18 protein-coding genes and 1 pseudogene are annotated in these 24,089 nt (G+C 62.4%); 5 read left to right on the top strand and 14 right to left on the bottom strand.

All coding sequences use genetic code 11. From position 1 onward, the window contains the following. Window positions 1–43 precede the first annotated feature (43 nt). Together H0Z09_RS15945 and H0Z09_RS15940 are read left to right on the top strand one after the other, a co-directional pair. Window positions 44–5,197: a DUF6543 domain-containing protein gene (locus H0Z09_RS15945; protein ID WP_186691397.1), complete on the top strand. Its 5,154-nt coding sequence runs from the start codon at window positions 44–46 to the stop codon at window positions 5,195–5,197. Between the two features lie 122 nt (window positions 5,198–5,319). Beyond that, entirely contained in the window at window positions 5,320–6,357 is a 1,038-nt protein-coding gene (locus H0Z09_RS15940; protein WP_186691396.1) for an Ldh family oxidoreductase, read from the top strand. Between the two features lie 34 nt (window positions 6,358–6,391). On the opposite strand, the gene H0Z09_RS15935 is transcribed toward H0Z09_RS15940, so the two are convergent. After that, the gene (locus tag H0Z09_RS15935; RefSeq protein WP_186691395.1) at window positions 6,392–6,712 is read right to left on the bottom strand and encodes a DUF883 family protein; all 321 of its coding nucleotides are present in this window, start codon (window positions 6,710–6,712) and stop codon (window positions 6,392–6,394) included. Window positions 6,713–6,877: 165 nt separating this feature from the next. Between H0Z09_RS15935 and H0Z09_RS15930 the strand changes: the two genes are divergently transcribed. After that, on the top strand, window positions 6,878–7,132 hold the full coding sequence (locus H0Z09_RS15930; RefSeq protein ID WP_003190904.1) for a hypothetical protein: 255 nt from the start codon (window positions 6,878–6,880) through the stop codon (window positions 7,130–7,132). Here the strand turns inward: H0Z09_RS15930 and H0Z09_RS15925 are convergent. Further along, entirely contained in the window at window positions 7,125–8,018 is an 894-nt protein-coding gene (locus H0Z09_RS15925) for a LysR family transcriptional regulator (protein WP_186691394.1), read from the bottom strand. The two genes, H0Z09_RS15930 and H0Z09_RS15925, sit on opposite strands and share 8 nt — an antisense overlap. A gap of 81 nt (window positions 8,019–8,099) precedes the next feature. Here H0Z09_RS15925 and H0Z09_RS15920 point away from each other — a divergent pair, with 81 nt between their 5' ends. After that, a complete protein-coding gene (locus H0Z09_RS15920) occupies window positions 8,100–9,026 on the top strand; it encodes a carbon-nitrogen hydrolase family protein (protein WP_186691393.1) in 927 nt (308 codons plus the stop codon). Between the two features lie 217 nt (window positions 9,027–9,243). Here the strand turns inward: H0Z09_RS15920 and H0Z09_RS15915 are convergent. The 3 genes and pseudogenes from H0Z09_RS15915 to H0Z09_RS15905 all read right to left on the bottom strand — a co-directional run. Then, window positions 9,244–9,414, bottom strand: a pseudogene (locus H0Z09_RS15915) (GNAT family N-acetyltransferase); the annotation flags it as partial. 23 nt (window positions 9,415–9,437) lie between these two features. After that, entirely contained in the window at window positions 9,438–9,899 is a 462-nt protein-coding gene (locus tag H0Z09_RS15910; RefSeq protein WP_186691392.1) for an LEA type 2 family protein, read from the bottom strand. A gap of 12 nt (window positions 9,900–9,911) precedes the next feature. Beyond that, a complete protein-coding gene (locus H0Z09_RS15905; protein WP_186691391.1) occupies window positions 9,912–11,342 on the bottom strand; it encodes a nucleobase:cation symporter-2 family protein in 1,431 nt (476 codons plus the stop codon). A gap of 234 nt (window positions 11,343–11,576) precedes the next feature. Here H0Z09_RS15905 and H0Z09_RS15900 point away from each other — a divergent pair, with 234 nt between their 5' ends. Beyond that, the gene (locus H0Z09_RS15900; protein WP_186691390.1) at window positions 11,577–13,202 is read left to right on the top strand and encodes a methyl-accepting chemotaxis protein; all 1,626 of its coding nucleotides are present in this window, start codon (window positions 11,577–11,579) and stop codon (window positions 13,200–13,202) included. Window positions 13,203–13,412: 210 nt separating this feature from the next. On the opposite strand, the gene H0Z09_RS15895 is transcribed toward H0Z09_RS15900, so the two are convergent. The 9 genes from H0Z09_RS15895 to H0Z09_RS15855 all read right to left on the bottom strand — a co-directional run bounded on the left by H0Z09_RS15895 (window position 13,413) and on the right by H0Z09_RS15855 (window position 24,088). Further along, window positions 13,413–14,390, bottom strand: a complete 978-nt coding sequence (locus H0Z09_RS15895) for a D-glycerate dehydrogenase (protein ID WP_186691389.1) — start codon at window positions 14,388–14,390, stop codon at window positions 13,413–13,415. Beyond that, a complete protein-coding gene (locus H0Z09_RS15890) occupies window positions 14,387–15,679 on the bottom strand; it encodes an MFS transporter (RefSeq protein WP_186691388.1) in 1,293 nt (430 codons plus the stop codon). Before H0Z09_RS15890 ends, H0Z09_RS15895 begins: the two co-directional genes overlap by 4 nt. Window positions 15,680–15,723: 44 nt before the next feature. Continuing rightward, window positions 15,724–16,665: a sugar kinase gene (locus H0Z09_RS15885; RefSeq protein WP_186691387.1), complete on the bottom strand. Its 942-nt coding sequence runs from the start codon at window positions 16,663–16,665 to the stop codon at window positions 15,724–15,726. Continuing rightward, entirely contained in the window at window positions 16,658–17,440 is a 783-nt protein-coding gene (locus tag H0Z09_RS15880; protein ID WP_186691386.1) for a TIM barrel protein, read from the bottom strand. Before H0Z09_RS15880 ends, H0Z09_RS15885 begins: the two co-directional genes overlap by 8 nt. A 79-nt stretch (window positions 17,441–17,519) precedes the next feature. After that, window positions 17,520–18,584, bottom strand: coding sequence for a substrate-binding domain-containing protein (locus tag H0Z09_RS15875; protein ID WP_186691448.1), 1,065 nt, complete (start codon window positions 18,582–18,584; stop codon window positions 17,520–17,522). Window positions 18,585–18,692: 108 nt separating this feature from the next. Continuing rightward, a complete protein-coding gene (locus H0Z09_RS15870) occupies window positions 18,693–19,280 on the bottom strand; it encodes a LysE family translocator (protein WP_186691385.1) in 588 nt (195 codons plus the stop codon). Between the two features lie 49 nt (window positions 19,281–19,329). Then, window positions 19,330–20,169: an AraC family transcriptional regulator gene (locus tag H0Z09_RS15865; RefSeq protein ID WP_076952402.1), complete on the bottom strand. Its 840-nt coding sequence runs from the start codon at window positions 20,167–20,169 to the stop codon at window positions 19,330–19,332. Window positions 20,170–20,242: 73 nt separating this feature from the next. Beyond that, window positions 20,243–20,884 carry a DUF1345 domain-containing protein gene (locus tag H0Z09_RS15860; protein WP_186691384.1) on the bottom strand — a complete coding sequence of 214 codons (642 nt, stop codon included), beginning with the start codon at window positions 20,882–20,884 and terminating at the stop codon, window positions 20,243–20,245. A gap of 111 nt (window positions 20,885–20,995) precedes the next feature. Then, window positions 20,996–24,088 (bottom strand): efflux RND transporter permease subunit, encoded by a 3,093-nt coding sequence (locus H0Z09_RS15855; RefSeq protein ID WP_186691383.1) that lies wholly within the window; start codon window positions 24,086–24,088, stop codon window positions 20,996–20,998. Window position 24,089 lies beyond the last annotated feature (1 nt).

The following is a 24,089-nucleotide window of genomic DNA, read 5'->3' as shown; positions in this document are numbered from 1 at the left end:
GCTTAGCCTGTCGCTTCCCCTTGGCTGTGACGGAGACGGCACCATGGCACGGCTGACGCCGCCTTATTTTTTCGATGAGTTCCTGCGCCCTGTCAGGCGAAAGCAACCGACTGAGCGCGAGCGCGAACTGGGCCTGAGCCTGCGCGATCTCGACTGGCTGCACACGCTGTATTACGCCAGCGACAAGGCCCGCCAGGACCCCGAACTGCGTAGCGCGCCCATGGTGGTGGAAAAACTGACGATTCACATCAACGGCAAAGCCCCGATGCCTTTGGCCGGTGTATTCATGATGAGCCCCGCCCCAGATGAAGCCAAGGCCGTGCTTTACACGCCTTATGGCGGCCTGGAAGTGTTCGACAGCCGCGCAAGCGCTCTGATCGATATCAGAAAACGCATGATGAATACGTCAGAACTCATTGATTTAAGTGAATTTATACCGATTATTCAGCGTCGAGAGCTGGAGGCGCTCACCGACCTGACCTTGACCCCGCACCTCATCCAGGGTGCGGTTATGCAAGATCAGGAAGCCTCGCTCATCGCGTGCAGGCAACACAACCTGCAAGCGATGCTCGATCAATTGCGCAAAACGCCCACGCTGCCGTGGATGCTCGATAGGGCGCTGGCCATCATGGGGCGCGCTCACTTTCCGGGCCTCGACCACCGTGACAGCCGCGTCAACAGTTTCGTCCCCACCCACGATGGACGCGAGCCGCAGTGGGTCAGCTCAGTGCCCTTGACCCAGGCGTTGCTGCAGTTTTACCTCATGCAAGGCTGGCCCACCGGGCAAATCCGCCGGTTCGACAACCCACGGCAGGTTACCTCGGGCATGAGCGACGCCCAGCGCATCGAGGACACAGAGCGCTGGCAAAGCCTGGTGGAAAGCAGCGCGCAAGTCCTTTCCAAGCTTTTGAGCAGCTTGTTGCACACCTACTGGAACGAAGACTTCGACAGCGGGCAGTCGCGCCAGGGCTTTTTTGCCCAGGTGTTGAGCGACACCTTGCGCATCGACCTGCTGCTCAAGCGCCAGAGCGGCATTGTGTCCGCCGAGGAGAGCCAACGCCTGTTAGGCGTTTTCCTGCCTGACCAAGCCTCCCGCCGCGCCCACTACGCACCGCTGCGCATTGAAACCGTGCACATCGAGGCACCTTACCGGCGTTCCATGGAACTGGCCGGGACCTTGATGTTCAGCAGCGTGCAGGCCTACCTGTATACCCACACGCGCGGGCTGCAGGTGCTCAAGGACCTGGACGATCTCAACGACACGTTATTGAGCATGCTCAAGGCGCCCGGCCATGAAGATGAGCTGCTCAATTTTTTGTCGCTGGATGAGCGCAGTGTGTTTGTTGAAGAAAATGATTTAAAAATCAAAAGCATGCCAATCAAACATAATGTTTTTGGTGAAATGATAGAAACAGTTGTGGCGAAGCAGCTCAGCAATCTGGAATTTGCCCTGGACGTGTTTCGGCGCAGTGACGCAAAGGTCGACCTGGCCGCGTTGCTCGACTGCGTCCTGGACGTGCGCCAGATGCTCGATCAACGCCTGCTGGCGTTGGACGCCGGTGGGCGCTGGAGCCTGAACCCGGTCACCCGCGGCTATGGCCTTCCGTCGACGGTGCAGGCTGAACGCGCCAAGTTGCAATTGCCGACCTTGCTGGCCGCGGCCACGGCCGTGCGGGCCTTGCACGACAAACATCCCACCCTGCGCCAGTTGGCAATGCACGCGTTGAATGTCGAGCTGGAAAAAAGCCAACTGTCGCAGCAGGCCAATGAGGTTTATATCAACACCTATGCCAGCGCGGCACAGCAATCGGAGGAGCGCGCGCCCGAACGCTCACTGAGTATGGTGGAGCACTTTATCGAGTGCCTGGCCGGGGTCGGCAGGCCGGTCCCGGACTCGCCCCGCACGGGTTTCTACAGCGAACGGCGCGCCGGTGCCGCGCTGCGCTGGAACAACCTGGGCAGCCGGCTGTTCAATGCAGTCATCGACCGCGCAAGGGTGCCTTTTTTCAATCATGACGTGCGGACCTTGCCACGCCTGTTTCTGCAGCAACATCAGGCACAACTGAGCGAGGCCTTGATGCTGGGGTTGCGCGGCGAAGCCGACCTGCGCCTGTTGAATAAAAGCCTGCCGCGCAGTGCCCATGAAGTCCTGGATACGGTATTGCGCCACGATAGCCTGACTCGCCTCAAGCGCCACGGGCTCAACGGCTTCCTGCCGGATGCGTTCAGCTTGACCGTGACCTCGGACGGTGGCGACACGCTCTATCCCTTGGCCAACTGCTTTGTACTGACTGAGCGGGGCGGTATCGACCCCGCACTCTCGGGCCTGGCCGTGGTGTGGACGCCGCGCCTGGGGTATGAAGCCTTCGCCTCGATCCAGGCGGTCTGCCGGCGCCTGGAACAGCGCCTCGCGCAGCCGGATGAACGCTGGTCGCTCCTGGAAAACCTGGCGATCACCCGCCGCCTTGCGCATCAGAACTACCGGCTCGGTCCATTGCAGCGCATCGATGAACATCTGCTTAACAATCGCCGGGAAAGCTGGCATGACTTTGCGCTCGATCATATTGATTACTTGCTGCGCATCCCCCTGGCCCCGCGACCTATGCAGGACTGCCTGGACAACGCCATGCAGCAACCACTGCCCACCAACCTGAATCAAGCGGTGGCCATCGCCCTGGGGATGGTCCATCAACAGGACTTGCCGGTGTGGCTGGGCATGGCCTCGCCCGAGGAGCAGCGCCTGCAGGCGCAGTTGCTTGAGCAATACCGTGTCAGCACCTTGGACGCACGCGACTACCTGCACAGCCTGCCGACATTGCGCGAACACGTTGCACTTGCGCTCAAGACCCTGCTGGACAAGCGTTTTCCTACCCTGGCAATCGATCCGCATAACATACTCATCCCCGGCCGACCGGCCCTCAACGGCCACAACCTGAGCCTGATCGATTTCGCGCTGGGGCATTTGCCTGATCTGCAGGGCGACAACATTCGCCCGCATTCGCGAACCGCGACCGCATTACCTGCGGCATTGGACGGCGCGGCAGTCGTGCAACTGGTGCGTCAGCTGGATCTGGCCGCCGGTTACGGCGCGCTGCTCAAAACGCATCTGGACGGGAATAACGAAGACAGTCTCCAGCGTCGAGCCTTGTTTTGCAGGCAACTGCCCTGGCAACTCTTGCGCCATGCCCATCAAGAGAAGCTTGAAGAACGCATCAGCGCCAAGGCGTGGAGCCTCGTCATGCAGGTATTCGACATGCCGGATGCGGTGGCGCGCGCCGCCCTCGGTGGGGCTACGGCGATGATTCGGCCCTTGGAGCTGATCGCCACCCCTGGCGCGGTGCCGGCCAAGCCGCTGGGCGTGTACCTGATCGGCCCGCAGGCCGCGGCTAACGGCCCGTTGGTGTTATACGCGCCTTACAGTCCGTTGCCAGTGCTGCGTGAATATGCGCGCGAAGAGGATCTGCTCGATGAAATAAACCGTCCTGGCCCGCTGCAGGACTGGCTCATCCGCCAGTTGGACGGCGCTCACCAAGCCACTTACCGTCATCTGCTGGACCCGCGTGAGCCCTCCAAAGGCACGGACATTCGGCTCACGTCCACGCCTGTCGCAGGCAACGTCCTGTCATTGCTATTTGAAGACAACACGCGCTGCCTGATCAAAATGCTGGCCTGCCAGTTCGACCCCGGCGGCAAGACCGAGTGGGAAGCGGTCACCCGCCTGCTGCGCAAAGGCATTCCCATCGCCCTGCAATTCATTGCCGGCAAACTCACCTATCCGTGGGTGGTGTGGCGCAGTTTCCAACTGTTCAAGGCATCGGCCGAAGACTTGCAGCAACAGCATTGGGGCCCGGCGCTGAAACATTTCATCCTGGGCGTGGCAAAACTCGCCGCATTGCGCGAGCCCCTTGATGCCGCGCCGGCAACCGCTACCCCGTCTGAAACCGCGTCAACCGGGCTGGATGAGCCGGTGCCGGTCGCGACCACGCTGGCGACGCTGGATGTGACCGCTGCGCTGCGCACCCGCCTGCAACATTTTGAAGAACGCAGCGTTGCCCTGGCTGACCTGGCGCAAAGCGTCCAGACCCATGTGTACCGAGCGCCCGGCACGTCGAATGGTTATGTGCCTGTCGCGGGCAAGGTCTACCCGGTGCGTAGGGCCGGTGAGCGTTGGTGCATTGCCAAGGATGATGAAGTCGGGCCTTTTGTGCAGCGCGACAGCAGCGGTAAATGGGTGCTTGACCTGAGCCGGCACAACCCGCGATTCGGTAAAACCCTGTCGCGTTATGCGGGGCTCAGGTACACCCGCAGCGCCGAGCATGACGCGATTCATATCGAGGCGGTGGGGCTTGGACAAATCACGGCACTGTCGGGCTGGAAAGCTCAGTGCATCAATGAAGCACTCAACGTGGCGACCTATTACGCCGTCAATTGCAAGCGCAATATCCAGTTCTTCGCCAAAGACCGTCTCTTGGGAAGCCGTCTGGGGCTGTTCTTCACCGAACTGTTCGGCGTCGTGAGCCTAAGTCCCGCACAGTTGGCGCGGGTCGAGCAGCGGGTGGATGAAGTGCTCAACGAGCTGGTCAACCCTAGCCTGTGCAGCCCCGATTCCGCGCGGTTTGTCAGTGGCACCAGCCGCTGGAGCCCCATCGACACCTATGCCTTTGTCCTGCCGGACGACATCGACAAGAAAATCTACCTGCTGGATCGTTTTTTCGATCCCCGCCTGGACGTCTACCAGAACCGTTTGAACGCGCCCTTCAGCATCAGCGCCCACGCCCGGGCCACCGTGCTGATCCACGAACTGACGCACCTGATGGGCAATACCGAGGACATCGCCTACCTGGACAGCATGCGCCCGTTCAATGACCTGATTAATCTCACCACCGAGCGTGGCCGGGAGTTGCACACCGATCTGGTCGATCTGCGCTCCCTGGCATTGTCGACCCTGACCCCTGCCAACTTGCTGTTCAAGGCCTGGGATACCCTCTCGGCGCGTTGGGAAAACCTGGGCCGCGACCCCACCACGGCGCATGCCAGGGATAAAATCCTGAAAATGACCGGCGCTAAGACCTTGCACGACGCCCGGCAGATCTTCATGAGTAATGCAGACAAGCGTATCGACACGATTCTGGCCAATGCCGACTCGGTCACGTATTTGATTGCCGAAGTGGGCAGGCAATTGGATCCAGGGGCCTGATCGCACGGTAAGTCTTGCGCGGCTCGACAGCCTCGTATTGACAGCAGGCGCGGCGTGCGTTGTTAATCCTGGCCTGGGTTTCCAGTCTTGTTGCCCCTCCAATCATAAAATCGGAGCTTCAGATGTCTGCGCAGTCCTTGGTCGTTGAAGGTTCCACCGCCCGCATTACTTTCACGGCGCTGGTGGCGTTGCTCCAGCGCATCTTCGAGCGCCATGGCACGTCCGCGCACGTGGCGGCGATCCTGGCGCGCAACTGCGCCAGCGCCGAGCGAGATGGCGCCCATAGCCACGGGGTGTTTCGCATGCCCGGTTACCTGTCGACCCTGGCCAGTGGCTGGGTCGACGGCAAGGCGTTGCCCGAGGTCACGGATGTGGCCTCAGGCTACGTGCGGGTGGATGCGCGCAATGGCTTTGCCCAGCCGGCGCTGGAAGCGGCGCGCGGGTTGCTGGTGGAAAAAGCCCGCAGCGCCGGGATTGCCTTGCTGGCGATTCATAACTCCCACCATTTCGCGGCCTTGTGGCCCGATGTCGAGCCGTTCGCCGAAGAAGGCCTGGTGGCGCTGAGCGTGGTCAACAGCATGACCTGCGTGGTGCCCCACGGCGCTGATCGGCCCTTGTTCGGCACCAACCCCATCGCGTTCGCCGCGCCGCGTGCCGATGGCGCGCCGATTGTGTTTGACCTGGCCACCAGCGCCATTGCCCATGGCGATGTGCAGATCGCCGCGCGCAAGGGCGAGCGCTTGCCGCCGGGCATGGGCGTGGATGGGCTGGGCCAGCCGACCCAGGACCCCAAGGCCATCCTTGAAGGCGGTGCGCTGTTGCCGTTTGGCGGGCACAAGGGCTCGGCGCTGTCGATGATGGTGGAGTTGCTGGCGGCGGCGCTGACCGGGGGCAACTTCTCGTTCGAATTCGACTGGTCGGAGCACCCCGGCGCGCGCACGCCCTGGACCGGGCAGTTATTGATTGTGATCGACCCGAGCAAGACCGGCGGCCAGGTGTTCGCCGAGCGCAGTCAGGAGCTGGTGCGGCAGATGCATGCAGCGGGGTTGCGGCGCTTGCCGGGTGACCGGCGTCATCGCACGCGAGCGAAGGCCGAAAAAGAGGGGATTGTGCTGGAAGCTGAAGAGTTGCAGCGCTTGCAAGCGATGGCAAACGCCTGAAAAAAGGCTGCGCACTGGGCGCAGCCGATCTTGCTCAGTTGCGACGGCCCAACAGCAGGCCCACCACCAGGCCAAAGCCCGCGGAAATCGCCACGGTCTGCCACGGGTGGCCACCGATATAGGTTTCGGTAGCGTCCACCACCGGCTTGCTGCGTTCGCGCACGTTGGACACCGAGTCCAGCGCTTGCTTGAGTTTGATGGCGACCTGTTCGCGCAGGGTTTCGCCTTCTTCTCCCACCAGCGCGGCGCTGCTTTTGAGCAGTTTGTCCGATTCTTCGATCAACGCCGTCAGTTCACTGAACGCTTGATCCTTGATTTGCTCTTCGACGGCTTGGGCAGCGGTTTTGCGGGCCATTGGGTGACTCCTTGCAAGTGAATGTGACAGTGAACAATGGAGTGCGGCGTGGCGGCAAAAGTTGCAGTTTATTTGCGCGCCGGTCGCCGTGGGCAGAAATCGGAATCAGGAAATTTCGACCTACGGTGTAAGATGTCGCCTATTTTATGCAGCAGGTAATCCAACATGAGCTTCAATCTCGCCAACAAGACCCTCGCCGAACGCGCCGAGCTGGAAGATGAAAAGTCGCGTCTCTACGACCTGTGGCAAACCAACCTGGGCAAGGCCAAGGGTGAGGCCGCGCGGTTGTTCGGCGAACGCGCCAAGCGCAAGGGCAAGTGGGCCGAATGGGTACGCGCGGAACTTGACGGCATGTCGCCGCCGGAGTTCTCCAACATGGTGCGCAGTGAGGTCAACAAGCTGATGGCGGCGGCTAAGTAAAGCTCGCCACCACTGCTTCGCGAACTTTCAGCAACAGCGGATCAAGCTGCGCCTGGGTGCGCCAGCCCAGCTCCACCGGATAGCGCGGCAGGGCCAGCGGGCACGGCACTACATGCAGGCCGGTCATTTGCGCGATGGCCCGCGCGGCATGCCCCGGAATGGTCGCCACGGCCTGGCTGCCCTTGAGCAAAAACGGCAGCGCGGCAAAGTGGCTGGTGGAGGCGCACACCTGGCGGGTCAAGCCCTGCGCCGCCAACCCCTCGTCGGTGATGCCGATAAACCCGCCGGACGACACCAGCACATGCTCGCGAGCGACGAATTCCTCCAGGCTGATGCCGGGCTGGCTTGAATCCACCAGGCAGCAATAATCCCCCTCCGCCAGCACTTGGCGACTCAAGCGGCTGTGGGCGAAACCGCCTGCGGTAATCGCCAGGTCGAGCGTGCGGTCGAGCAGGGCGCCCGCCACGATCTGACTGTGGGTCTGACGGAAAATCACGCGCAGTTTCGGCGCCCGTCGGGCGATCTCTTCCATCAGCCGACGGCCATAGGCAATCTCGAAATCATCAGACAAACCCAGCACCACGGAGCGGCCCTGGTACTGCGGGTTGTGCGGATTGGCCATTGCCAGGCTCTGTCGACACCGATCCAGCGCTTCGCTGATCAACGGTTTCAGCTGGTTGGCCCGCAAGGTGGGCGCCAGGCCGCGCCCGGTGCGCACGAACAATTGATCGTCATACACCTCGCGCAAGCGCCGCAGCCCGGCGCTGATGGCCGATTGGGTGACACCCAGGCGCAACGCCGCGCGGCTGGCGCTGGACTCGTCATGCAGCGCTTCGAAGGTTTTAAGCAAGTTGAGATCGACCTGGGCGATATTTATCTGGCTCATATCATTCAGTGCTGAGGTGGGCTTTATTCATGATCGAGGCTGGCGGGAGAATGGGCAACCCCTGACTTCGGAGTGAATGTGATGCCTGTTTCTACTGTAGCGGCCCTGCAAATCGGCTCCTTGCCTGGCGGCAAGGCTGACACCCTGGCGCAGATCCTGGCCTACGAGCACGAAATCCTGCGCAGCGGTGCGCAATTGGTGGTGATGCCTGAAGCGCTGCTGGGCGGTTATCCCAAAGGCGAAGGCTTCGGCACGCAACTGGGCTATCGCCTGCCGGAAGGGCGCGAAGCCTTTGCGCGTTATTTTGCCAACGCCATCGACGTGCCAGGCGCCGAGACCGAAGCGCTGGCGGGCCTGTCGGCGCGCACCGGTGCAAGCCTGGTACTGGGCGTCATCGAGCGCAGTGGCAGCACTTTATACTGCACCGTGCTGTATTTTGAACCGGCGGGTGGCCTGGTGGCCAAGCACCGCAAATTGATGCCGACCGGCACCGAGCGGCTGATCTGGGGCAAGGGCGATGGTTCGACGCTGCCGGTGATCGATGCAGCCGTGGGACGCATCGGCGCAGCTGTGTGCTGGGAAAACATGATGCCGCTGCTGCGCACGGCGATGTACGCCAAGGGCGTAGAAGTGTGGTGCGCGCCGACGGTGGACGAGCGCGAAATGTGGCAAGTGAGCATGCGCCACGTGGCCCATGAAGGGCGCTGCTTTGTGGTCAGCGCGTGCCAGGTGCAGGCGTCGCCCCAAGCGTTGGGGGTGGAGGTCGCCCATTGGCCGTCGGACCGTCCGTTGATTGCCGGCGGCAGCGTGATTGTCGGGCCGATGGGCGACATCCTGGCCGGGCCTTTGCTGGGTGAGGCGGGGTTGCTGACTGCACGGATCGACACCGCTGACCTGGTGCGCGCGCGGTATGACTATGACGTAGTGGGGCATTACGCCCGGCCGGATGTGTTCGAATTGGTGGTGGATGAGCGCGCAAAACCGGGCGTGCGTTTTGTCACTGATTAAACGCAGTCAAAAATGTGGGAGCTGGCTTGCCTGCGATAGCGGTCTGTAGTGAGCGGGCTTGTCCCGCGCTGGGCTGCGAAGCAGCCCCAGTAAGCAGAATGCGGTGTATCAGACATTCCGCAGAGGCTGGTTTTAGGGCCGCTTCGCAGCCCAGCGCGGGGCAAGCCCGCTCACTACAGAGCACACTCGCAGGCAAGCCGGCTCCCACATTAGATAATCATCGGCCGCAAGATTTGGCTGCCAGCCATTCAGCGCGGGTCATTTCCCATAGGTCGCGCGGGAAGGTGCCCTCGACAAACTCGCCTTCTTCCGTCCTGATCAACCGCATGCCCGTACGCTCGGAAATCCGCCGTGACCTCAGGTTGGGCGCGGCCTTGGGCACCCGCATGGACAACACAGCTTGCATGGTGTTTACCAGGCAGCGGTATTCGGAAGGTCCAGTGTGCCACGATCCACAAAGCGCATCGTGCCGAACAGGCCGCCGGCCAATTTGCCGCGCAGCACATAGGGCAGGTTGTTCAGGCTCTGGGTCTGGCTCAGGCCCAGGGTCTGGCGCAGAAAGGAAAACGCCGAAACACTCACCGGTACCATTAGCACCGTTTCGGAAAAACGTGGGATGGAACCGCTTTGATCGCTCACCCCCGACGCCAACGGCCGGCCGTTGACCTCCAGGTCCAGGGCCACGCCGTTGTAGTCGATGGCCGTTTCATTGGGGTTCTGCACCCGCAGTTTCACGGCGAAGCGCACTTCCAGCTCCTGGCTTTGCAGCGGCTCGATGCCCACCACAGTGATGTTAACCGGGTCACGGTTGGGGAACAGCGCGCAGGCGCTCAAGGTCAGCAGTAACAGCGATACAACCATGAGCTTGCGCATGTAACAGTGCTCCTATTTCTTCGCGACGTCCGGGTCCTGCATCACTTTGAGGGTCGAGGACTCCGGATCGAATTCATCCTCGTCCAGCTCTATGAACTCCTCAGGCAGGAAAATGTTCAGCACGATTGCACAGAAAGCGCCCACGGTGATCGGCGACTCGAAGATGTTGTGCAGCGCCTTGGGCAGCTCGCGCAGCACTTCCGGCACGGCGGCAACGCCCAGGCCCATGCCCAGCGAGATCGCCACGATCAGCACATTGCGCCGATGCAGGCCGGCTTCGGCGAGAATCTTGATACCCGCCACGGCCACGGTGCCGAACATGATCAGGGTCGCGCCGCCCAGGACCGGCTTGGGCATCAGTTGCAGCACCGCGCCGACCATCGGGAACAACCCCAGCAGCACCAGCAGGCCGGCGATAAAGTACGCCACGTAGCGGCTGGCCACGCCGGTCAGTTGGATCACACCGTTGTTCTGGGCGAAGGTCACCATCGGCAGGCTGTTGAAGGTGGCCGCCATCGCCGAGTTAAGGCCATCGGCCAGCAGGCCGGACTTGATGCGCTTGATGTACAGCGGGCCCTTGACCGGCTGCTGGGAAATCATCGAGTTGGCCGTCAGGTCACCGGCCGCTTCGAGAGGGGAAATCAGGAAAATCACCGCCACGGGAATAAACGCCACCCAATCGAACGAGAACCCGTACTTGAACGGTACCGGTACGCTGATCAACGGCACCTGGGGCAATGCCGCCAGGTCCACGCGGCCCATCAGCCAGGCCACGACGAAGCCCAGGGTCAGGCCGATCACGATCGAGCCCAGGCGCAGGAACGGGTTGTTGAAGCGGTTGAGCACCACAATGGTCAGCAGCACCAGCGCCGCCAGGCCCATATTGCTCGCCGCGCCGAGATCGCTGGCGCCGAAACCGCCGGCCATGTCGGTCACCGCGACCTTGATCAACGACAACCCCATCAAGGTGATGATGGTACCGGTGACCACCGGGGTGATCAGCTTGCGCAGCTTGCCGATGAACTGGCTGAGCACCACTTCGATGAAGGCTGCGAAAAAGCAGATGCCAAAAATCGTCGAAAGGATCTCATCGGTGCCGCCGCCCCGAGCCTTGACCATGAAGCCGGCGCTGAGAATCACGCTGATAAACGAAAAACTGGTGCCCTGCAGGCACAACAGACCCGAGCCGATCGGGCCGAACGTGCGCGCCTGCACAAAGGTGCCGAGCCCCGACACGAACAGCGCCATACTCACCAGGTAAGGTACTTCGCTTTCCAGGCCGAGCACGCCGCCGACGATCAAGGTGGGGGTGATGATGCCGACAAAGCTGGCCAGCACATGTTGCAACGCGGCAAAGATCGCCGCGGTGAAGTGCGGGCGGTCTTCCAGGCCGTAGATCAGGTCGGATTTATAGCGCGGGCGGGGGGCTTGAGCATCAGACAAAATGAGGGCTCGGGTCAGAAAAGGGAGGCGCAGGATGCCAGAAACGGCCAGCCCTCAGAAGTGTAATAAATTTTTTATAAAGCGCCCTGCGCCAAACCCCGACATCAGCCGATACCTCGTATAGGCCTACCTATCCATGCCAACAGGGGTGGCCACGGTCTGTGCAGCGCGTTGGCGCTGGCGGATCGTTTCGCGGCAGGACGCTAGCAAACATTACTTCTGAGAGCCTCCCTTATGTCCCTCCGTCATCTGAACATTGCCCCTCGCGCATTCCTCGGGTTTGCCTTCATCGCCGTCCTGGTGGTCATCCTGGGGGTGTTTGCGGTCAACCGCATGACCCTGATGCGTCAGGCTTCGTCGGACATGAGCACCAACCAGCTGCCCAGCGTGACGTCCCTGGGGCACATGACGGAAAATGTGCTGCGCATGCGCATCCTGTCCTTTCGCGTGCTGGTCAACCGTGAGCCGGCGGCCCTGCAGGAAGCCGAAACTCGTATCGGCGTGCTGGTCGACAAGGTCAGGACCGCCCAGAGCCACTATGCCGCGTTGCCGGCAGGTGCCGAAGAGGCGGTGCTGTACAAGACGTTCGCGACGACCCTGGACAACTACGTCAAGGCCCAGGCCGACATGATTGCCCTGTCCAAGCAAGACAAGGTCGATGAAATGCGTGCCCTGATCAACAGCCGCATCAAGGAAGGCACCGACCAGATGGGCGAGCAGTTGAACAAACTGATCGCCCTCAACGCCGCCGGCGCCAAGGCCGCCGATGCCCAGGCCGAACACAGTTACGAGGCCGCCATTACCGGCGTTATCGTCGTGTCGGTCGCCGCTGCGCTGCTGACCGTGTTGCTGGCCTGGCTGCTGACCCGCAGCATCGTCACGCCGTTGCGCAAGGCCGTGCAAGCGGCAGAAAGCATCGCCGGCGGCAACCTGACCGCCACCATCGATGACGACGGCAAGGATGAGCCGGCACGCCTGATCAGCGCCTTGTCGGCCATGCAGACCAACCTGCGCCAGACCATCCAGCACATTGCGGGCTCGGCCACGCAGTTGGCGTCCGCCGCCGAAGAACTGAGCGCGGTCACCGAGGAAGCCTCCAAGGGCTTGCAGCAACAGAACAACGAAATCGACCAGGCGGCCACGGCGGTCAACGAGATGACGGCGGCCGTGGAGGAAGTGGCGCGCAATGCGGTGTCCACGTCCGAGGCGTCCGGGCAGTCCAACCAGGCCGCGCGCGAAGGCCGCGACCGCGTGATGGATACCGTCGGCGCGATCCAGACCATGACCCAGGACGTGCAGAACACCGCCGTGATGATCGAAGGCCTGGCCACTCAGGGGCGTGACATCGGCAAGGTCCTTGACGTGATCCGCGCGATCGCCGAGCAGACCAACCTGCTGGCGCTCAACGCCGCCATCGAAGCGGCCCGCGCCGGTGAAGCCGGGCGCGGCTTTGCGGTGGTGGCGGACGAAGTGCGGGCATTGGCCCACCGCACAGCCCAGTCGACCCAGGAAATCGAAAAAATGGTCGCCGGTATCCAGAACGGCACCGGTGAAGCCGTGCAATCGATGCAACAGAGCAACCAGCGCACCCAGAACACCCTGGAGATGGCCCGCGCCGCCGGCGTGGCACTGGAGCAGATCACCCAGTCCATCAGCTTGATCAACGAACGCAACCTGGTGATCGCCAGCGCGTCGGAAGAGCAGGCCCAGGTGTCCCGTGAAGTGGACCGCAACCTGGTGAACATCCGCGACCTGGCCACGCAGTCGGCGGCGGGTGCCAACCAGACCAGCGCGGCCAGCCATGAGCTGTCACGCCTGGCGGTGGATTTGAATGGGATGGTGGCTCGGTTCGTTATCTGACGAGCGCTGCAATTCAACTGTGGGAGCTGGCTTGCCTGCGATAGCAATTTGTAGTGAGCGGGCTTGTCCCGCGCTGGGTGGCGAAGCCGCCCCAAACCAGGCGACCCCGTTTCATCCTGAACGTGAGCGGCGTCTTCATTGGGGCGGCTTCGCCACCCAGCGCGGGGCAAGCCCGCTCACTACACAGTTGGTTTTGTGGCGGGCCAGGGGCTATTGCTGCCAGGCCGCTGGGTTCACCAGATTCTTCGGTTTCTCTCCCGCCAACGCCGCCAGCAGATTCTCCACCGCACACGTCGCCATCGCCTCGCGCGTTTCATGGGTCGCCGAGCCGATATGCGGCGTGGCCACCACGTTATTCAGGCGCAGCAGGGGGGAGCCATGATCGAGCGGTTCCTTCTCGAACACATCCAGCCCGGCCGCGCGGATAGTGCATTGCTGCAACGCGTCGACCAGCGCCGCCTCATCCACCACTTTGCCCCGCGAAATATTGATAAAGATCGTCTCCGGGCCCATCAGCGCAAACTGTTCGGCGCCGATCAACTTTTCGGTCTCGGCGGTGAGCGGCAGCGTCAGGCAGACAAAATCGGCCTGTTGCAGCAGGTCATTCAAGCTGCGGTACTGCGCGCCGAAGCGAGCTTCCACCGCCGGTTTGGGCGAATGGCTGTGGTAGATCACCGGCATGCCAAACCCAAAATGCCCGCGCTGGGCCAGGGCTTCGCCGATGCGGCCCATGCCAATGATACCGAGGGTCTTGCCGTGGACATCACTGCCAAAGTGCGCCGGGCCGATGTTTTTGTTCCACTGGCCGGCGCGCACCATGTCGGCGAGCTCCACCACACGCCGGGCGGTCGCCAGGATCAGCGCAAAGCCGGTGTCGGCGGTGGTTTCGGTGAGGACGTCGGGGGTATTGCTGAGCAGGATACCGCGCCCGGTCAGGTAGTCGATGTCGTAGTTGTCGACGCCCACCGACACGCTGGCCACCGCCTCCAGTTTCGGTGCCAGGTCCAGCAGCGTGGCATCCAGGCGCAGGCTGGCACCGAGCAGGCCATGGGCGCCGGGCAGGGCGTGGCGCAGCTTGGTCAGGCCTGGCTCGTCCAGGGCTTCAATCAGTGTGACCTCGGCCTGTTCATGCAGGCGGGCCATCAGCGGCGCGGAGAGTTTCTTGTACAGCACGACAGATTTTTTCATGAGGTCTTTACCTTCAACTCCGGGGTTGGCACCCGCACGCGATCACTGGCGCCGGGCTTGAGGAAAATCGTCAGCACCACCGCGAACATCAACGCACCGCTCATCAGCAGGTACGACGCGCCGGGCGAACCGGTACTGCTATTGAGGTAACCCACCAGGTACGAACCGCCGAACGAACCGAGGGCGCCCATGCTGTTGATCAGCGCCATGGCGCCGCCGGCGACGTTGGCCGGCAGGATCTCCGGCACGATGGCGAAAAACGGCCCGTAAGGCGCATACATGCAAGCCCCGGCGATCACCAGCAAGGTGTAGGACCACCAGAAGTGCTCGGCACCGAGTACGTAGGACGCGTAGAACGCAATCGAGGCGATCAGCAGCGGCGGCCACACAAAGCGTTTACGCTTTTGCAACTTGTCCGACCCCCAGCTCACCGCCAGCATGCCGATCACCGCTGCCAGGTAAGGCAGCGCCGACAGCCAGCCGGCCTCGACCATGTCCATCTGCAAGCCCGCCTTGAGGATCGACGGCAGCCACAGCACAAAGCCGTACACGCCGATGCTCCAGCAGAAGAACTGCAGCGCCAGGATGATCACCTTGGGCGAGCGAAAGGCTTCGGCGTAGTTCTTCACCGCCTTGATACCGACTTGCTCGGCGGCCAGGGCGCTTTCCAGGTCCTGTTTCTCGGCCTCGCTCAGCCACTTGGCGTCCTTAGGGCGCTCATCGGCCAGCTTCCACCAGATGAAGGCCCAGAACACCGCCGGCAGGCCTTCGATGATAAACATCCAGCGCCAGCTGAAATGCTGCACCAGGTAGCCCGACACCACCGACATCCACAGCATGGTCACCGGGTTGCCGAGGATCAGGAAGGTGTTGGCGCGCGAGCGTTCGGCACGGGTGAACCAATGACACAAGTACACCAGCATGGCCGGCATCACCGCCGCTTCGACCACGCCGAGCATGAAGCGGATCACGATCAGCATGTAGGCGTTGGAGACCACACCGGTCAGGGTGGCCAGGCCGCCCCAGAGGATCAGGCTGACAAAGATCAGCTTCTTGACGCTGCGCTTTTGCGCGTAGATCGCCCCCGGCACCTGGAAGAAAAAGTAACCGAGGAAAAACAGCGCCCCCAGCAACGACGACATGCCGGGGGTGATCATCAAGTCTTCGGCCATCCCGGAGGCGGCGGCGAAGCCATAGTTGGCGCGGTCCAGGTACGCCAGGCTGTAGGTGATAAAAACGATGGGCATGATGTACCACCAACGACGGGTGGCGAGTTTCACGGTTTCCATGGGGTTGCTCCTGAGCTTGTTGTAGTTGTGGCAACAGGTGTGGGTCAAGCGACGGATCGGGTGGGCAGCTCTGAACGGCTGGGCAAGCCTTCCATATCGCCACGGCTCTGCACGGCGCGGCTGCCGATCCAGTTCCCGCGCTGTACCGCCTCGGGAAAACTGAGGTTTTCCAGCAGCGCGCTGATCATGCCCACGGCAAAACCATCGCCGGCGCCGACCGTGTCCACCACCGTTTCGACCCGCACGGCGGCCACGAAACCCTGGTCCATCTGGGTGCGGTAGTAGGCACCGTCGGGGCCGAGCTTGATCGCCACGGCTTCGGCGCCCTGGTCGAGGTAGAACGCGGCAATGTCGGCCGGGTCATCGAACCCGGTGAGCAGACGGCCTTCGCTCAAGCCCGGCAGGACCCAATCGGCCCTGGCGGCGAGGGCGTTGATCTCGCGGATCATCGTCTGCTGGTTGGCCCACAGCGATGGGCGCAGGTTGGGGTCGAACGACACGCTGCGCCCGGCCTTGCGCATCTGCGTCATCAGCTCCACGGACAGCTCGCGGGTGGCTTCGGACAAGGCAGGTGGAATACCGGTGGCATGCAGGTGCCGGGCGTGCAGCAGGGCAGGGCTGATCGCGGCGATCGACAAATGGCTGGCCGCCGAACCCTTGCGGAAGTACTCCACCTGGGGGTCAGCGCCCGCGTCTTCGCGGGATTTGAGTTGAAAGCCGGTCGGGTGCAGCGGATCGACCGCTACATGCCGGCAATCCAGGCCTTCCTGGGTCAAGGTATCGACCACGAAACGCCCGAGGGAATCATCGCCGACCCGGCTCAGCCAGGCCACATTGAAACCCAGGCGCGACAGGCCAATGGCGACGTTGCTGTCGGCGCCCGCGATGCGTTTGTGAAACTGGGCGACCTGGGCCAGGTCGCCGGTCTGCTCGGCGACGAACATCGCCATGGTTTCACCAAACGACAGGATATCGATCTCAGACATGCGCATTCTCCGCACGGGGTTGGCCCAGCAGGGCGAGGGCGGTGACCTGCTGCGCGGTGACGTCGACCAAGTCATCGCCTTGCAGCGGAAATTCCACGGCCCGGGTAATACCTGGAGTCATCAGCTTGAGCAGTTGTTCCCACAGATGCAGATCGGTGGGGCCGGGCGGCTGCGCGACCAGCTTGCCGTCGGCGCGACGGGCGACGGCCTTGCAGTGCAGATAATCCACATGCCGGCCCAGCAGGCGCGCGGCGGTGAGGGCGGATTGGTCTTGCCACTGCCAGTTGCCGATATCAAAGGTCATCTTTACCGGCAGGCCCAGGCGTTCGACTTCGCTGAAGAAGCGTTGCATCGGCTCGATGCGGCCGCCGTGCAAGGTCTGGTCGTTCTCCACCAGCAGCTTGACCGGGTGGCGATCGAGCAGGGCGTGCAGGCTTTCCAGATCGTTAGTGTCGGTGAAATAGCCGAGGGAGACTTTCAGCCAGCGAGAGCCAAAGGACTGGGCGCGGTCCAGGGTGGCGGCGAGTTCGGCATTGGGTTGGGCGCGACCGGCGACCCAAAGTTCCAGGGGCGATGAGAACACGGATTCCAGGCCATTTTCGGCGGCGGCCTGGGCCAGTTCGGAGGGCTGTTCGACGGTCAGCAATTCCTCACGCCATTCGATGCGTTGGGCACCGGCGCTGGCGAGCAATTCGACGAAACTCAACTGGCCCTGCTGGCGAACCAGGTCGGCGCCGTAGCTGGAAAGACTGATGGAGACGTGGTGTTTATGCATTGTTATTTATCTCTGAAACCGGTTTCATTTTTATACGCAAAACAAATGTGGGAGCTGGCTTGCCTGCGATAGCGGTGTGTCAGGCACCTTGATTGGCCTGACACACCGCCATCGCAGGCAAGCCAGCTCCCACAAGGGATTGGGTTGAGCCGCGGATAATGAGTTGTGGCAGGAAATCCAGGGTACGCGTCGGCTCGGTATCACCGCGCAAGCGCTTGAGCAGGCAATCAAACGCCGTCGCACCAATCGCCTCGGTGGGCTGGGCGAGGGCGGTGATGCCGCTGCCCACGAGCGGGTACCACTCCAGATCATCCAGGGCGATCAGGCCGACATCGTCGAACAGGTTGCAGCCCAGGTTTTTCAGCGCGCGGGCGCAGGCCAACGCGGCGATGCCATTGGCGCAGAACAGTGCCTTAGGGCCAGGTTTCGCAAGAAAGCTTTGCAGATTGTTTTCCAGCGCGGCATCCATCTCAAGCACCGCACCGGTCAACGCCGGACGCCTGGCGATTTCGGCCTTGAAACTCTCCAGGCGCTCCAACCGCGAACTGGTGCCATCGGTGGCTTCGCTCACCAGCAGCACATCGCGGTAACCCTGTTGCTCCAGGTGTTCCACCGCCATGCGCACCGCTGCCGGGTTGTCCAGGCCGACCAGGTCGCTGTGCAACGGCTCGACCTTGCGGTCCACCAGCACCAGGGGCATTTCCCGTTGCAGTTCCAGCAGTTGGTCCAGGTGATGGCCGAGGGTGTTCACGATCAACCCTTCGATGTTGTACGAGCGCAGCGCCGCCAGGTGTTGGCGCTCCTGCTCGTCATCGCGGTCGGTGTTGCATACCACCAGGCTGTAGCCATGCTGGCGGCAAGCGGTTTCGACGCCGTGCATCACAGCAATGGAATAGGGGTTGCGAATATCGGCCACCAGCATGCCGATCAGCCGCGTGCGGCCGCGTTTGAGGCCACGGGCCATCTGGTTGGGGCGATAGCCGAGTTGTTCGATGGCTTGCTCGATGCGCAGGGCAATGGCATCGGAGAGCAGGGCGCGGTCATCGCCGATAAAGCGCGACACACTGGCTTTGGACACACCGGCGCGCTCGGCGACGTCGAGCATGGTCACGCGGCTGCGCTGGGCGGCGGAAAAGTTGTTCACGGTCATCGACCTTCTATTTTTATTGGAATCACTGAAACCGGTTTCAGGAAACCATCAAACGAGGAAAGTCGTCAAGTTGTTGTAGGACAAAGTCAGACAACCGGTGCGTCAAACCACCACACTCAGCCAAGTCGCGACCAACAGCAACAGGGCCATGCCCCGGTTGAAGTGCTGCATGGCCTTGGGTGAACGAAATACACGGGCCGACCCGATGCCCAACAGCGCCCATGTACCCAGGCAGGGCAGGGATATCAGGAAAAACACCAGGGACAAGACCATGACCTGGCTCTGGCGCTCCTCACCATTGCCGGCAAATACGCTCACTACCGCGAGGGCCATCATCCAGGTTTTCGGGTTGATCAATTGCAGGCTGGCGGCGCCGATGAGGCCCAGGGGCTTTTCGGTTGCATCCACCTCGATAGCTTGGGCGGGCGCGCTGAAAATCTGCCAGGCCAGATAGCTCAGCCAGGCGATGCCTATCCATTGCATGGCCATCTGTACCTTGGGCAAATGGACCAGGGACCGGCCGAATCCGCTCCCTACCAGCAACACAAGGCCCGCAGCCCCGGCGCAGGCGCCGAAAATGATCGGCAGGGCGGCTTTCAACCCATAGCGCGCACTGTTGCTCAGCACCAGGATGTTGGTGGGGCCGGGTGTGATAGACGCAACAAAGGCAAACAATATAAATGGCAACATGACAGGGACTCCAAAAAAACGATGGAGTCGATCTTCACAAGCCTGCATGTCACCTGTCTGGAAGATTTGAGCAGCGTTTGCGGTACGCGGCGGGGGTGAGGCCGTAGGCGCGCAGAAACCAGCGGCCCAGGTGGCTCTGGTCGGCAAAACCCAGCGCAATCGCCACTTGCGCCGGTTGCTCGCCCTTGGCCAGCAAATGCCGGGCGCGGGCCAGGCGCAGTTGCACCAGGTAGGCGTGGGGCGGCAAGCCGAACGCGCTCTTGAAGGCACGACTGAGGCGGAAGCGGTCGACCCCGCAGGCCAGGGCCAGTTCGTCCATGCCGACATCGGCGTGCAGGTGGGCATGCAGGTATTCCCGGGCCTTGTGTGCCACCCGCGGCAATCGCGGGTCTTCGTGGTAGCGGGTGCGCCAGTAAAGGTGACCGGTGAGGCGCTCCAGCAATTGGTCCATGGCGCGTTGTCGCACAATGCGCAGCTCGCCGCTGTGCAAGGTCTGGAACGCCTGGCTTGTGGCCAGGGCCAGGCGCGGATCGCGGGTCAAGGTGCTGGCAACACTCAACTGGCTACCCTGCGGCGCCTCTTCGAACACCGCGCTCACTTCGCGCGCCAACCAGTGTGGGTCCAGGTAGAGCATGTGATAGGTGAAGCCGTCGGCGGTGGGCGCATCGCCGTCGTGCAACTCGCCGGGTTCCAAAAGGAACACCTGGCCGGGCACGCTGTTGTGACGGGTGCGGCGGCAGTTGAACTGCTGCACGCCTTGTTCGGTGACGCCGATCAGGTAACTGTCGTGCCAGTGCGGGTCGTAGGCGTGGCCTTCGAAATGCGCGCGCAGGGTCTCGATGCCGGTGTCGGCGTCCTGGGACAGGTCGATCCAGTTGTGCGCGGCCATAAAACACCGAGGCGGAATAGGTGAGGCTATTAGCGCCCAGCCAGCGATGGGCGTCTAGAAGGTTTGTGCAGCGTCAGCCGAACAGCCCGGCGGCGATATTGATCGAGAACCCGAGGATCGCCGTGTTGAACAGAAAGCCGATCAGCGACTGCGCCAGTACCACTTTGCGCATGCCCCGGGTCGCGACGCCCACATCGGACGTCTGCACCGCCACACCGATGGTAAAGGAGAAGTACAGGAAGTCCCAGTAATTGGGGGTCAGCAACCCTTCGGCAAAGCGCAGCGCCGGCGCCTTGCCGTCCCAGGTGTAATACAGGCGCGCGTAATGCACGCTGAAAATCACCCCGATCAGTAACCACGAACCGATCACCGTCAGCCCGGTAAACGCGTAGTGCAGCAAACGGTCGGAGGCGGCCAGGTCCTTGCTGCCCACCAGTTCGAAGGTGATGGTCGCCAGGCTGGCGATGGCGGCGATGCATACCGTGAACAGCACCAGCCCGGCGTTTTCATCCTCGATCTCGGCGATGCGCTTCACATCGTCGGCCTTGGCGCGGCGGGTCAGCCACAACATCAGTACGAGGTAGGTCCAGACCCCGGCGTTCCAGCCAAAGAGGATTTTGCTGGCCAGCGTATCGGCCGGCGCCAGGATGCCTACGGCAAGGCCAAGCAAGGCGGCGGCGGAGAGGCGAGGGTGGGTGCGGGCGAGGAAGGGCATGGAGGCTCACGGCTGGCAGGTGTAGACAGACTGTACCTGATCGTCAGCACAACAAATAACCCCTGTGGGAGCAGGCAAGCCAGCTCCCACAGGGGAATGGGTTAAGCTGGGCTAGCGCGGGTTTTTCTTCACCAGCTTCATCACCACCACAAAGAACACCGGCACAAACACCACCGCCAATGTCGCAGTGATCATCCCGCCAATAACCCCCGTGCCAATCGCCTGCTGGCTGGCGGAGCTGGCGCCGGTGGCAATTGCCAGCGGCACCACGCCGAGGATGAACGCCAGCGAGGTCATGATGATCGGCCGCAAGCGCAACCGCGCGGCTTTCAACGTGGCGGTGATCAGGTCTTCACCCTGGTCATACAGGTCCTTGGCGAACTCGATGATCAGGATCGCGTTTTTTGCCGACAAACCAATGATGGTGATCAAGCCGACCTTGAAGAACACATCGTTGGGCATGCCGCGCAAGCTCACCGCCAGCACCGCGCCGAGCACACCGAGCGGCACCACCAGCAATACCGACGTCGGGATCGACCAGCTTTCATACAGCGCCGCCAGGCACAGGAACACGATCAGCAGCGACAGGCCCAGCAGGATCGGCGCCTGGGAACCCGACAAACGTTCCTGTAATGACAACCCGGTCCACTCCTGGCCCAGGCCCGCCGGCAGTTGGCTGACCAGACGCTGGATTTCGTCCATCGCTTCACCGGTGCTGTGGCCCGGCGCCGCTTCGCCGGAAATCGCAATGGCCGGGTAGCCGTTGTAGCGCGTCAACTGCGTCGGGCCCTGGGTCCATCGGGCTTCGACGAACGACGAGAGCGGCACCATCTTGCCTTCCTTGTTGCGCACGTTGATCTTCATCAAGTCCGCCACTTGGCTGCGCTGGTCGCCTTCGGCCTGTACCACCACCCGCTGCATGCGGCCCTGGTTGGGAAAGTCGTTGATATAGGCCGATCCGATGGCGGAGGACAATACATTGCCCACATCCGCAAAGGATACGCCCAGTGCGTTGGCCTGCTTGCGGTCGACTTCCAGTTGCACTTGCGGTGCTTCGGCCAGGGCGCTTTCGCGCACATTGGCCAGGATCGGGCTTTTGCCGGCGGCGGCCAGCAACTCGGTACGCGCGGCCATCAACGCGGCATGCCCCACGCCGCCGCGGTCCTGCAGGCGGAACTCGAAACCACTGGATGTGCCCAGGCCATCCACCGGCGGCGGCAGGACCGCATAGGCAATCGCGTCCTTGAGCTCGCTGAAGGCCATGTTGGCGCGCTCGGCAATCGAGGCGGCGGAGTCGTCGCTGCCGCGCTCGGACCAATCCTTGAGCGTGGTAAACGCCAGCGCCGCGTTTTGCCCTGCGCCGGAGAAACTGAAGCCCATGATCATGGTGGTATCGCCCACGCCCGGCTCGCCAGCGTTGTGCGCCTCGATCTGCTCGGCCACCTGCACGGTGCGGTTCTTGCTCGCGCCCGGTGGCAACTGGATGTCGGTGATGGTGTAGCCCTGGTCTTCCACCGGCAGGAACGAGGAGGGCAGGCGGGTGAACATCCACCCCAGGCCCACCAGCAGCACCAGGTAGATCAGCAGGTAACGGCCGCTGCGCTTGAGGGCGTAGGCCACCCAGCCTTCATAACGCTCGGTGAGGCTGTCAAAGCGTTTGTTGAACCAGCCGAAGAAACCGCCCTTGGCGTGGTGTTCATCCTGGGCGATCGGTTTGAGCAACGTGGCGCACAGGGCCGGGGTCAAGGTCAGGGCGAGGAACGCCGAGAACAGGATTGAGGTGGCCATCGACAGCGAGAACTGCTGGTAGATCACCCCCACCGAACCTTTCATGAAAGCCATCGGCAGGAACACCGCCACCAGCACCAGGGTGATGCCGATAATGGCGCCGGTGATCTGGCCCATGGCCTTTTTCGTCGCCTCCTTTGGCGACAGGCCTTCGGTGACCATGATGCGCTCGACGTTTTCCACCACCACAATCGCATCGTCAACCAGGATGCCGATCGCCAGCACCATGCCGAACATGGTCAACACGTTGATCGAGAACCCCAGCAGCAACATGGTGGCGAAGGTGCCCATCAGCGCAATCGGCACCACCAGCGTCGGGATCAGCGTGTAGCGTACGTTCTGCAGGAACAGGAACATCACCGCGAACACCAGCGCCATGGCTTCGAGCAGGGTGTAGACCACCTTGGTGATCGAGACTTTGACGAACGGCGAGGTGTCGTAGGGGATCTTGTATTCCACGTTGGCCGGGAAGTAGCGCGACAGTTCATCCATCTTGGCGCGCACCAAAGTTGCGGTGCTCAACGCATTGGCACCCGGCGACAGTTGCACGCTGACCGCCGTCGAGGGCTTGCCGTTCAGGCGCGTGGAGAACTGGTATTCCTGGCTGCCGACTTCCACCCGTGCCACATCGCCGATGCGCACGGTGGAGCCGTCCGGGTTGGCCTTGAGCACAATGTCGGCAAATTCCGCAGGGGTCGACAACTGGCCCTTGACCAGGATCGCGGCGGTGATTTCCTGGGTCTCGGTGCCCGGCAAATCACCGATGCTGCCGGGCGCAACCTGGGCGTTCTGCGCGGCGATTGCGGCATTCACGTCGGCCGGCGTCAGGCTGAAGCCAATCAGCTTCTGGGGGTCGATCCAGATGCGCATCGCGCGTTCGGCGCCATACAGCTGCGCCTTGCCCACGCCGTCCAGGCGTTTGAGCTCGTTCATCACGTTGCGCGCCAGGTAATCGCTGAGCGCTGTGTCATCGAGCTTGCCGTCGTTGGAGGTCAGGGTGACCAGCAACAGGAAGCCCGCGGAGACTTTCTGCACCTGCAAGCCTTGCTGGGTGACCGCCTGGGGCAGGCGAGGCTCTACCGCCTTGAGGCGGTTCTGCACATCGACCTGGGCCATTTCCGGGTTAGTGCCCGGCTGGAAGGTGGCGGTGATGGTGGCCGAGCCCAGGCTGCTCTGGGATTCGAAATACAGCAGGTGATCGGTGCCGTTGAGTTCCTGCTCGATCAGGCTGACCACGCTCTGGTCCAGGGTCTGTGCCGAGGCGCCAGGGTACACCGCATAGATTTCGACTTTCGGCGGCGCGACATCAGGGTATTGCGCCACCGGCAACTGCGGGATGGCTAGCGCGCCGGCCAGCAGGATAAACAGGGCCACCACCCAGGCGAAGACCGGGCGGTCAATAAAGAACTGCGGCATG

The organism is Pseudomonas sp. SWRI18 (genome assembly GCF_014268345.1).
Taxonomy (GTDB): domain Bacteria; phylum Pseudomonadota; class Gammaproteobacteria; order Pseudomonadales; family Pseudomonadaceae; genus Aquipseudomonas; species Aquipseudomonas cedrina.
This window is presented reverse-complemented; position numbering and strand designations above follow the sequence as displayed.